Genomic DNA, 10,669 nt, shown 5'->3' on the forward strand with positions numbered 1-10,669 from the left:
CGGACGCTGGGCCCGATAGCCGCACCCGGGTCGCTGGCGAACCGCCGACCGCCGTCAGAGCTGATGCATCAGACGCCTGACCCCGGCCACGTGCCGCCGGCTGACGGTCAGCGCATCGCCGTCGAGGCCTTTCAGGTAGAGCTGGAAATGCCCCAGCGGCGTACGCTGCAGGCGTTCGATCCGTTCGCGGGCGACCAGCGCGTTGCGGTGGATGCGCACGAAGCGCTCGCCGAACTCGTCTTCCAGCGCCTTCAACGGCTCGTCCAGCAGCACCTCGCCCTGCGCATGGCGCAAGGTCACGTACTTGTGGTCGGCAATGAAGAAGATCACCTCTTCCAGCGGGATCAGCTCGATCCCCTTGCGGGTCCGTGCACTGATGTGGCTGCGCGGACCGCTGCCGCCGGAGGCCGGGGGCTTGGTCAGCGCGGCCAGTTGCACGCGGTTCGGTCGCGAGGCTTTCTTCAACGCCTCGGCCAGGTCTTCGCTGCGCACCGGCTTGACCAGGTAGCCCACGGCGCTGACCTGGAAGGCTTCCAGGGCGAATTCGTCATGGGCCGTGCAGAAGATCACAGCCGGCGGCGCTTCCCGCTCGCAGAGTCTGGCCGCGACCTGGAGGCCGTCCAGACCGGGCATGCGGATATCCAGCAGGACGATATCGGGCTTGAGGCTGTCGATCAGCGTCAGCGCTTCTTCGCCATTGCTGGCCGAGGGCTCGAGGACGCGATAGCCGTCCAGCTGCCCTACCAATCGGGCCAGGCGCTCTCGCGCCAGAGGTTCGTCATCGACAATCAGGACATTCATAAGCTCAGGCTTCCTGCATGAGTCGCGCACATGGATAGCGTAGACAGGTGTAGTGCCGTCCGTCACGGCGCTCGACGCTGAGACTCGCTTTAGGCCCGAAAAGTGCCCCAAGTCGTGCATCGATATTGTGTAACGCCTGTCGCGTGCCTTTCGACGGGGGCGACTCGAGCGCCTCGTCGTAGGGGTTGCTCACACATAGCTGGAACACTCCTTCACGATAAACCGCCTCGACCTGCACCAGGCCACCTTCGACCCGCGGCTGGATGCCATAGATAAGCGCATTTTCCAGCAGCGGCTGCAAGGTCAGTTGGGGGATCGGCAGGTTGGCCGGCACCCCGTGCACCTGCCAGTCCAGTTGCAGGCGATCGCCAAGACGATACTGCTCAATGGAAAGATAGCGCCTTGCCAGCGCCAGTTCCTCCTCCCAGGAAACTAAAGTGCCGGGCTTCGCCAGGCTGGCCCGGAACAGGTCGGACAGGTCCAGCACCGCATGCTCGGCCTTCAGCGGGTCCAGCTCGATCAGGCTGGCGATGCTGTTCAGGCTGTTGAACAGGAAGTGCGGGCGAATCCGCGCCTGCAGCGATTCCAGGCGCGCCTGCAACTCGGCCTGCTGCTGCCGGCGCCACTGGCTCTGCAGGTAAAAGTAGCGCAGCACCAGGGCGGACATGATCAGCGCGATCAGCGCGTGCCGCAGATACAGATTGACCTCGCCGGCACGCGTCAGTTCTCCGCCCAGCTGATAGTGCTCGGCGACCGCCGTGCAGCCCAGGGTGAGGGCCACCACCAACAGGCAGCAGGCACTCCCCGCCAGCGCCACCGGCAGGCGTGCGAGCAATGGCCGCAGGCGGCAGAACAGCGCCGCCGAGAGCAGTACGATCCACTGCACGAACAGCGACGCCAGGGCCAGGCGCACCCAGTTGAAGCTCGGCGTCATCGGCTCCGCCAGCACCAGCACGAGCACCAGCAGCTCCGCCAGCAGCACCAGGGTGAACAGGGCTTCGGCTTCGCAGAGCTCGGGAATGAAGAAGTCGTCTTGGACGGCCGGCCGGGTCGAGCGGCCGGGCTTGAATCGGATAGGCATCGACAGAGTTTCCGCAAGGCCCGTGGCGCCCGCAAGACAGCCGCGGGCGTACGGGCGAAATAAAGCACCGAAATGCCATCTGCCGCAAAAAACCGCGAAACAGCGCTCGTTCCGGCTTCGTCGACGAGCCGCCGGTTTTTCCTCCCGGCCTGCTATCATCGTCGCACTTTGCCCGTCACGCAGGCCGCGCGGCCTGTCCGTTTCTTGTTGCAGCGAGAGATACCATGAGCGTAGAGAAGACCAACCAGTCCTGGGGCGGCCGCTTCAGCGAGCCCGTCGACGCCTTCGTCGCCCGTTTCACCGCCTCCGTCGACTTCGACAAGCGTCTCTACCGCCACGACATCATGGGTTCCATCGCCCACGCCACGATGCTGGCCAAGGTCGGCGTGCTGAGCGACGCCGAGCGCGATGCGATCGTCGACGGCCTGCAACAGATCCAGGCGGAAATCGAAGCCGGCAGCTTCGACTGGCGCGTCGACCTGGAAGACGTGCACATGAACATCGAGGCGCGCCTGACCGACCGCATCGGCGTCACCGGCAAGAAGCTCCACACCGGCCGCTCGCGCAACGACCAGGTGGCCACCGACATCCGCCTCTGGCTACGCGACGAGATCGACACCATCCTCGCCGAGATCACCCGCCTGCAGGAGGGCCTGCTGGGCCTGGCCGAAGCGGAAGCCGACACCATCATGCCCGGTTTCACCCACCTGCAGACCGCCCAGCCGGTGACCTTCGGCCACCACCTGCTGGCCTGGTTCGAGATGCTCGGCCGCGACTACGAGCGCCTGGTCGACTGCCGCAAGCGGGTCAACCGCATGCCGCTCGGCTCGGCGGCCCTGGCCGGCACCACCTACCCGATCCAGCGCGAGATCACCTGCCAGTTGCTGGGCTTCGACGCGGTTGGCGGCAACTCCCTGGACGGCGTCTCCGACCGCGACTTCGCCATCGAATTCTGCGCCGCCGCCAGCCTGGCGATGATGCACCTGTCGCGCTTCTCGGAAGAGCTGGTGCTGTGGACCAGCGCGCAGTTCCAGTTCATCGACCTGCCCGACCGCTTCTGCACCGGCTCCTCGATCATGCCGCAGAAGAAGAACCCCGACGTGCCGGAGCTGGTACGCGGCAAGTCCGGCCGGGTGTTCGGCGCCCTCACCGGCTTGCTGACCCTGATGAAGGGCCAGCCGCTGGCCTACAACAAGGACAACCAGGAAGACAAGGAACCGCTGTTCGACGCCGCCGACACCCTGCGCGATAGCCTGCGCGCCTTCGCCGACATGGTCCCGGCGATCCGGCCCCGGCGCGAGATCATGCGCGAGGCGGCACGCCGCGGTTTCTCCACCGCCACCGACCTGGCGGACTACCTGGTGCGCAAGGGCCTGCCGTTCCGCGACTGCCACGAGATCGTCGGCCACGCAGTGAAGTACGGCGTAGACAGCGGCAAGGACCTCGCCGAGATGAGCCTCGACGAACTGCGCCGCTTCAGCGAGCAGATCGACGCCGACGTCTTCGACGTGCTGACCCTGGAAGGCTCGGTCAACGCCCGCGACCATATCGGCGGCACCGCGCCGAACCAGGTCCGTGCCGCCGTCGCCCGCGGCAGAAAACTGCTGGCACAGCGCTGAAGTCGCGCCCAGTGCCCGGCAGATCTCCCTGTCCTACCCGAGACTTGATCGCACGGCGGGACAGGAACGCCCTTGTAGATCGACAGCCACTCTAGTGAAAGTCCTTCTTCGCTAACCGGTCGCAATGGCGGAATAACTCAGCATCAGTGCTCATCATTGAAATCATCGGCCCTGGGCGTGGCAAAAATGCCCTTGGCTTCCTGGCGCCGGTAATAGGCTTCGATGCTTAGCCCGGGATCGATGCGCGCCCTGACGATGCAGGGCTGCTGTTGCCAGGGATACTCATGCAGGCGTCGGTCCAGCTCCTTGCGCTCCTTGGCTGGCCAGCCCTGGTAGGTGCGCTGGCGCCAGTAATGGGGATCGCGTCCGGTATGCCGATCATGCTCGGCGGTGACCGGATCTAAGGGGCGGCTCGGCTCCAGGACCGGCAGGTCGGGCAACGGCTGGGTCACGTCCATGTAGCGTTGCAGGCAGTCCCAGAAGGCCAGGGCATTGACCTTGTCGAGACCGAGGGAGTGGACGCGGGTGGCCAGACAGACCTTGTTGTCGGTATAGCGGTGATGCAACCAGAGCGCATAGTCGTGGCTGCCGTAGCCACTGGGCAGCAATTGCAGCACCGGATCGAACTCGTCGAAGGGAGCGACGAACAGGCGGCGGAAGCGACGCTTGAAGCGGAGCATGCCGTCCAGGCGATTGAATTCACTGCCATCTTGCTTGAAGACTTTGCTGTAGAGCCAGAGGATGGCGCTGAAGCCGACTGCACCCATAAAATAAGTAGCTACGCCTATCCAAATTGCTATTTGCAAACCATTGGTTCCAAATATTGTTCCATACTGGTACAAAGCCAATGGGATTGAAAATAAAAAACCCGACATCTGAATAACGTGAAGATATTTTTTATTCGAAAGAAAGGCCACCATGGATATTACTGAAACAGCCACCACAAAGAATGAGCAAACCAAAGTGTAGAGTTGCTGTATGTCCCTCCTCCACTCTCCGGTGGCTTCTCCCATTATGCCAATTCCCAAAGCAATCCATACAAAAAAATAGCACAGCATCCTAAGCGTGAATATTATATAAGGAATTCTGCTAGAGTTCTGGAACTGCCAACGCATAGAGTTGCAATATGCCTCAGCACCTCCAACCTCTGACTTATCCTCAGCCCCGATCGAAAGCTGCCCTACAATCTCCATTTCCGGATCTAGATTGGCATAGTTCCCAAAGGCAAGATGGGTGTCAAAAATACCATTACGGTTAGACTCCTCCTTCCACCTTGGCGGCGGTAAAGAGTCGTTGACTTCACTGCGATAAGCACTGGCTGAGTACGTGGCATCCATGTGTACAGTCATACGTTGAACTCACTGTTCTCTATCAACCAATAAGGTGGCGCAGCATGGGGGCCCAAGTCGTCCGGGGGAAGGTACCGATTGGCGGATGTGAATGCACTCCAACTCTTCGGGCTGGGTTGAGGCAGGACAAGCCGCTGCTCAGGCTGGTCGGCATTGAGTTCGAACTGTGCGCTGATCTTCAAACCCTGGGTCATGCGCATGCTATAGCGGGCCCGAGGAGACAACTGCGGAATCGGCAGGCTGGCCGGCAGCACATAGAGCACGCTGGCAGCATCCAACGGCAAGGCTTCGAGCTTGGCGGGGCCCGCGGGGACCCGATGGTAGCGCTTGACGCCGAACAGGGTGCCCGGATCGATCGGCAAGCTGCTGAGAAACTCCTGGGCCACCAGGCGGAACGCCTTCTGGCCATTCTCGAACATGGCCAGGAGCGGGGAACTCAGCACCACGGCCCAATCGTTTGCCTCCAGCGCCTGCAACTTGGGGTCGATGCAGGATAGCGCAGTGCGGCTGACCGCTTGGCGACCCCGTTCCGCTTCCTGCAAGACAGATCGATGCGCCGCCGGCGCCAATTTGCGCCAGTCTTCCAGGCGATGGACAAAGACCCGCGGATGGCCGAGGACTCCCAGCAATTGGCGATAGGCCGTTTGCGGGTCTTTCAGATGGGCGAAGCGCTGGTCCTGGCCCATCAGCGAATCGAGCAGGCCAGCCTCGGCGAATTGCCGGCCGAAGGGGCCTTTCTTGACGATGGTTTCCGCATCGCTGTCAGTCAGTAGATTAGCGACCACAGTGCCTCCGATCGCCAAAACCGCACCAGCCAGCAAAGCATAAGGGTTTACTATCCATCCTAGGACGTAGGCACCCCAAAGGCCCCCACCCACTGCGGCCACACCGTAGGCCGCAGCCGCATCGCTATCTCCCTGCCTCAAAGCTCGGTAGCCATCCCATACACTGATGCCTGCACCGAATAGTGTGGCTGCGCCACCAAGCCCACGTAGCAACCCTAACTTAGGGCTGCCTGTTTGAACTTCTAGATTCCTGGCCCATCGAGGGGATATTTGGGCTACCGATATACGTGGGGTTTCTAGATACTTTGCAGTAGATGGTCCGAAAAGCAGCTTTGCATGGCTTCCTCCAGCGGCTGTTAAATCGATTACTGCACCGACAGCCCCGATCGTCCCTCTGTGCTTTTCTCCACTGTCTACAAAGCCACTGTATGCCTGCACCTGCACATTCAAGTTATAAATCGCAAACCCCAGCATCATCGTCGGCACGATGCGAGTGTTCTCCATCACCTGGGTCAACGTGCCTAACTGCGTACGGAATTTCGTGTAGGCAAGCAGGTCCGGGTGATCCTTGGGTACCGCCACCACCATGACGTTGCGCAGGTTGGCGCGACTCATGCCGGTGTCGCGGGGACTGGTGCCGGCCAGGGGATTGCCGGCACCGTCCTGAACGATGGCGCGCCGATAGCTCTTGCGCCTCAGCTCCTGGCGCTCGACCTCGGTCAGACCGTTGCGCAGGCCGGCTCCGCGCACGCCGACGACAACCATGTCGAGCGGCACCTGACTGTCGGGCAGCAGGCGGATACCTTTCATCTTCACCGAGAGGGCGCTCAGAGTATTGAAGGTCGGTGCGAACAAGCGGTCGAGCTGGATCTGGGTGGCGCCCTGGGACAGCCGGCCGAGTTGCTCGACTACGCTGGCGCCGAACACGTCCAGCAGGTCGCCGAGGAAGTAGGCGAGGCTCTTGCCGGCGCTGGGCTGGTCGACCTCGCCCAGCAGACTGGCTCCCAGCATCAGCGTGCTGAGGCCCATTGCATCGGGGTCCGGCGTCCGCGGGCTATCGCGCAGCGCCTGCAGGCGCCGAACCGGCTCGGGAAGTTGTCCTTCGTCCTTGGCCAGGAGCATGGCGCCAAGCGGGTGGCTTGCCTGCAGAACCGTGCTGACCACCCGCTCGACATGTGCCGCCAGCGCCCGGTAGGCGGTACCGCTGTACAGTGCGTCGCAGCGGTCGGGAAGCTGGTTCAGCGCAGCCAGTGCCTCGCTCATCAGGCTGTAGGGCTCCAGCAGGGCTTCGTCGCACTGGTGGGTCCAGTCCTGCAACACCGGGTGCAAGGGGCCTTCCAGCAGGGCAACCAGATGCTCGACCTGCTGCGTCAGGTGGATTCGGCAAGACTGTCGCTCCTCGGCGAAGATCGCCTCGTCCAGTTCGGCCTGATCGACCTCGCCCCTGAGCTTGGCGAGCGGGCCGTCGAGCATGTTGCTCAGCACCTGTGCATAGCGTCCGTTGGGACGGTGCGGCAGCAGTGCATTGAGGCTGCGCAAGTAGGCAGCGCAGTGGCGCGCCTGCGCCGCAGCGTGGCGCAAGGCGAACAGCGAGTCGTCGAGCATCAGCCCGATGAGGTTGGGATGGCCACGCAGCTTGAGGGTTTCCAGTACGTCCTCTCCGGCCTCCAGAGTAGGTAGCGCAGAGGGCGGAGCCTGCTTCAGCAGGGGCGCCAATTCCTGCTGGCGTCGCTGCAACTGGCACACCAGCGACTCTTCGCGAAAGGCGGCGAACGCAGGTGTGAATTCCGCCGGGTCTTCCAGCGCGCTCTCGACGTTGAAGTCGCGAGGTCGCAAACCCTGGGCGTGATGATCAATGACCAGCGCGGGATGATGGATGGAGGCTTTCCAGTGCTGGTTGGCCACCGAGGCGTTCCAAGCGGACGCCATCTGCTGGCAGCGCCGGTTGACCCGCTGCGGGTCCTCCTCCAGCCAGTCGATGTACGACCAAGGCCAGGGAGTTTCGCTATAGGCCATGGTGTAGCGTGGGATCACGAACTGCCCCTTGACCAGCACCGGCACCAGGATCAGCGCTTGTGTCTTGCCTACGGCCGGACGCTTGTCCGCACGCTGGCTGCGCCCCTGCAGGAGGTCGACTTCAAACAGGTTGCCCTTGCCATCACACTCCAGTTCGCGCCACAGCTTGCCGTCCTGGAACAGGTAGATCCGTCCCGCCCGCGGTAGCGCGCCGGCGGGCAGCTGGTCGCCATAACCGGCCTTACCCAGCGTTGGCAGGCGGACCAGCGGCATCACGGCCAGGAAGGTGTTCTGCTGGATACGCTCGTGCTCCTCATGGCCGAGCATATCGCTGGCCACCGGAATCTGCAGGATACCGCCGTCCTGTCGCTCGACGTTCAATGCCAGTCGTGCACGCCGATCGTTCTGGTAGGCGGTGCGCTTGCGCACGCCTTCGTCGATACTCTGGTCCTGGAATCCGCTCATGCCTCGCTCTCCGGTGGCAACAGTACGACCTGGCTTCCTTGCGCCGGGTCTCCCCAGACATCGACGACCAGTTGTTCCGGCCCCTTCCGCTCGGAACGGCTACGCGCCGGGTTGTCCAGTACCTGGCCCACTGTCGCCGCATCCGCGTCGAGCGGCGGCCCCGGCAACAGCGGCGCCGCGCCGCTGCCGCTGCCCGGGCTGCCGCCGGAGTTGACCCGGACGTTGGCCCCGGAGAGGGTCACGCCGCTGGCGTCGAGCTTGAGGAAGCTGCCGCCGCCCTTGAGGGTCAGTTCGGCGCCGGCCTCCAGCACCACCTTCAGGCCGCTGCTCAGGTGGATCTCCTGGCCGGCCTCGACGAACTGGCCGCTGGCGATCTTCAGGTGCTGGTCGTTGGCTACGGTGAGGTGGTCGCTGGCGCGGACCTCCACCTTGCGCTCGGCGTGGGTGGTGCGGTGTTCCTCGGCCTTGAACTCGCTGTAGCTGTTCGCCTCCACGGTGTCGTGGCGTTGGTGACCGACGCGGATCTTCTGGTCGTGCTCGATGTTTTCGTCCCAGTCGCGCTGGGCATGGACGAAGATCTGCTCCTGGCCCTTGCGGTCCTCGATGCGCAGCTCGTTGTAGCCACCGCCGCCAGGGCTGCTGAGGCTCTTGAAGACGCTGCGGGTCTTGTGCGCCGGCAGTTCGTAGGGCACCGGATGTTCCCTGTGGAACAGGCAGCCGGTGACCAGCGGCTGGTCGGGGTCGCCTTCGAGGAAGGTCACCAGCACCTCCATGCCGACCCGCGGGATGGCGGTGGCGCCGTAGTTCCTTCCCGCCCAGCCGGAGGCAACGCGTAACCAGCAACTGCTGCTGTCGTCGGCCTGGCCCTCGCGATCCCAGTGGAATTGCACCTTCACCCGACCGTAGCGGTCGCAGTGGATTTCCTCGCCCTTCGGACCGGTCACCACCGCGCTCTGCGTGCCGAGGATGCGCGGCTTCGGCGGTGTCAGCGGGGGACGGAAGAACGCCTCCCAGGGCGTGGCCTGGAAGCGGTTGCGGTAACCCTGCCGGAAGTCGTCCGGGCTCGCCGAGGCATCGGAGACGATGCTTTCCTCCAGCACCTGAGGCTGCCGCCCCTCGTGAATCACCTCGGTGAGCAGCCAGAGGTCGTTCCAGCCCGCCTGGGGATGGGCGGCCAGCGGCAGGAAGTGGCCGCTGAGCAGCAACGGTTGGTCGCTGCGGCCCTCGGCCAGGCGGTAGTCGCTGCGCTGCCGTTCGAGGGCGCGCCTGGCCAGGTGCTTTCCGCGCTCGCGGTCGACGAAGCGACCGGGATAGTCGTAGTCCTCGAGGTCCGGCCGGGCTTCGCCGCGGGCGGCGCTTTCCAGCGTCAGGCGCGGTTTCTCGAAGTCGTAGTCGCGGCGGGTGACGCGGCTAGTGCGGGTTTCCAGGCGTACGCCGAAGCGCTTGACCGCCGGCCGGTCGGCGACCAGGCCGGAGTCCTGCTGGTAGGCCACCGGCGCGAGCCGCGGGAACACCGTCTGGTCGTCGCCGAATACCAGCAGGTGCGCCGTGGCGCTGTGCTGGAAATGAAAATGGATGCCCTCCTCGCAGCACAGGCGCTGGACGAACTGCAGGTCGCTCTCGTCGTACTGCACGCAGTATTCGCGCTCGGGGTAGCGGGTGCCGAGCTGGAAGCGGTAGGCGTCGGCGAGGATGCCGTGTTCCTCCAGCACCCGGCCGACGATCTGCGGCACCGTGAGGTGCTGGAAGATGCGCTGGTTGGTGCGCTGGGCGAGGTAGGCCAGTTGCGGGACGAGGGTGATGCGGTAGCGGGTCAGGCGCTTGCCCGAGTCGCCCTGTCCGGCGCTGCGCACCAGGCCGTGGATACCGTTGCCGGCGGGCCCGAGGGTAAGGAAGGCGGGTTTGTGCAGCAGGCTTTCGAGGTCCGGCACGGGGCGTTCGCCGACCAGCTCCAGGTCGAAGGCGAACGGCTGGCTGATGGCTTCGCGGCCGCTGAAGGAGAGCACCTGCAGGTCGAGGGCGAGGCCGTCGATGGCGAGGCTGAAATGGGTCTGGTTGGCTGCTGCGAACATCCGTTGTCCCTCACTGGCGCAGGCGACCGATTCGATTGTCCTGCCTGGCGCGGGCGAGACAAGGGCGCGCAGGCTCGATCGGAAGCTGCCTACAACAAACAAAGCGGCATCGACCCGGCGCGGGCTTTCCTGGCCACGGCGCTGTGGGTCATCGAGGGCACGACGGCCAGCGAGGCTGGCCGCGTGCGGCGGTCGCGGCTCAGCCGGCGACCGGGGAGCGCCAGTCGTCGGAGCCGGAGGTGCCGGAGACTTCGTGGGTCCAGGTGATCTTGCGGTAGGTGAAGTGCACGTCTTCCAGGTGGGTGAAGTGGGCGTTGCCCGGGTCCTGGCAGTTATGCATGTAGTCCTTGATGTCGACGATGATCGCGTCTTCCAGGACGGTGGTGTAGTAGTGCTCCTGGGTGCCGGCGGCGGAGGTGCGGTACCACTGGATCTCGACCTTGGTCAGGCGCTCGCCGGAGGTCAGGGCGGCCAGCAGCAG

7 protein-coding genes are annotated in these 10,669 nt (G+C 64.2%); 1 reads left to right on the forward strand and 6 read right to left on the reverse strand.

Annotation, left to right across the window (positions count from 1 at the left end):
- Positions 1-54 precede the first annotated feature (54 nt).
- Both algR and algZ read right to left on the reverse strand, forming a co-directional pair.
- Entirely contained in the window at positions 55-801 is a 747-nt protein-coding gene (algR, locus tag ACTJJX_RS24655) for an alginate biosynthesis regulator AlgR (protein ID WP_003096397.1), read from the reverse strand.
- 4 nt (positions 802-805) lie between these two features.
- Positions 806-1,882, reverse strand: a complete 1,077-nt coding sequence (gene algZ, locus ACTJJX_RS24660; protein ID WP_003096404.1) for an alginate biosynthesis two-component system sensor histidine kinase AlgZ — start codon at positions 1,880-1,882, stop codon at positions 806-808.
- A 224-nt stretch (positions 1,883-2,106) separates the two neighbouring features.
- On the opposite strand from algZ, the gene argH reads away from it, so the two are divergent.
- Positions 2,107-3,501 carry an argininosuccinate lyase gene (gene argH, locus ACTJJX_RS24665; protein WP_003114030.1) on the forward strand — a complete coding sequence of 465 codons (1,395 nt, stop codon included), beginning with the start codon at positions 2,107-2,109 and terminating at the stop codon, positions 3,499-3,501.
- Between the two features lie 143 nt (positions 3,502-3,644).
- Here argH and ACTJJX_RS24670 read toward each other — a convergent pair whose 3' ends face one another.
- The 4 genes from ACTJJX_RS24670 to tssD all read right to left on the reverse strand — a co-directional run.
- Positions 3,645-4,268 (reverse strand): hypothetical protein, encoded by a 624-nt coding sequence (locus tag ACTJJX_RS24670; RefSeq protein ID WP_003099240.1) that lies wholly within the window; start codon positions 4,266-4,268, stop codon positions 3,645-3,647.
- Between the two features lie 578 nt (positions 4,269-4,846).
- Positions 4,847-8,116 (reverse strand): hypothetical protein, encoded by a 3,270-nt coding sequence (locus tag ACTJJX_RS24675; protein ID WP_010793653.1) that lies wholly within the window; start codon positions 8,114-8,116, stop codon positions 4,847-4,849.
- Positions 8,113-10,188, reverse strand: coding sequence for a type VI secretion system Vgr family protein (locus ACTJJX_RS24680; protein WP_016852256.1), 2,076 nt, complete (start codon positions 10,186-10,188; stop codon positions 8,113-8,115). The genes ACTJJX_RS24675 and ACTJJX_RS24680 overlap by 4 nt, the downstream gene beginning before the upstream one ends.
- 199 nt (positions 10,189-10,387) lie before the next feature.
- Positions 10,388-10,669, reverse strand: a 282-nt coding sequence (tssD, locus tag ACTJJX_RS24685) for a type VI secretion system tube protein TssD (RefSeq protein ID WP_025921257.1), incomplete at its 5' end; no start/stop codon positions are given.

It is taken from the genome of Pseudomonas sp. 22490, from assembly GCF_052044465.1.
Lineage (GTDB): Bacteria > Pseudomonadota > Gammaproteobacteria > Pseudomonadales > Pseudomonadaceae > Pseudomonas > Pseudomonas aeruginosa.

Coding starts and splice junctions, on each gene's coding strand:
- algR (WP_003096397.1), bottom strand. CDS start 801: ATGAATGTCCTGATTGTCGATGACGAACCTCTGGCGCGAGAGCGCCTG.
- algZ (WP_003096404.1), bottom strand. CDS start 1,882: ATGCCTATCCGATTCAAGCCCGGCCGCTCGACCCGGCCGGCCGTCCAA.
- argH (WP_003114030.1), top strand. CDS start 2,107: ATGAGCGTAGAGAAGACCAACCAGTCCTGGGGCGGCCGCTTCAGCGAG.
- ACTJJX_RS24670 (WP_003099240.1), bottom strand. CDS start 4,268: ATGGGTGCAGTCGGCTTCAGCGCCATCCTCTGGCTCTACAGCAAAGTC.
- ACTJJX_RS24675 (WP_010793653.1), bottom strand. CDS start 8,116: ATGAGCGGATTCCAGGACCAGAGTATCGACGAAGGCGTGCGCAAGCGC.
- ACTJJX_RS24680 (WP_016852256.1), bottom strand. CDS start 10,188: ATGTTCGCAGCAGCCAACCAGACCCATTTCAGCCTCGCCATCGACGGC.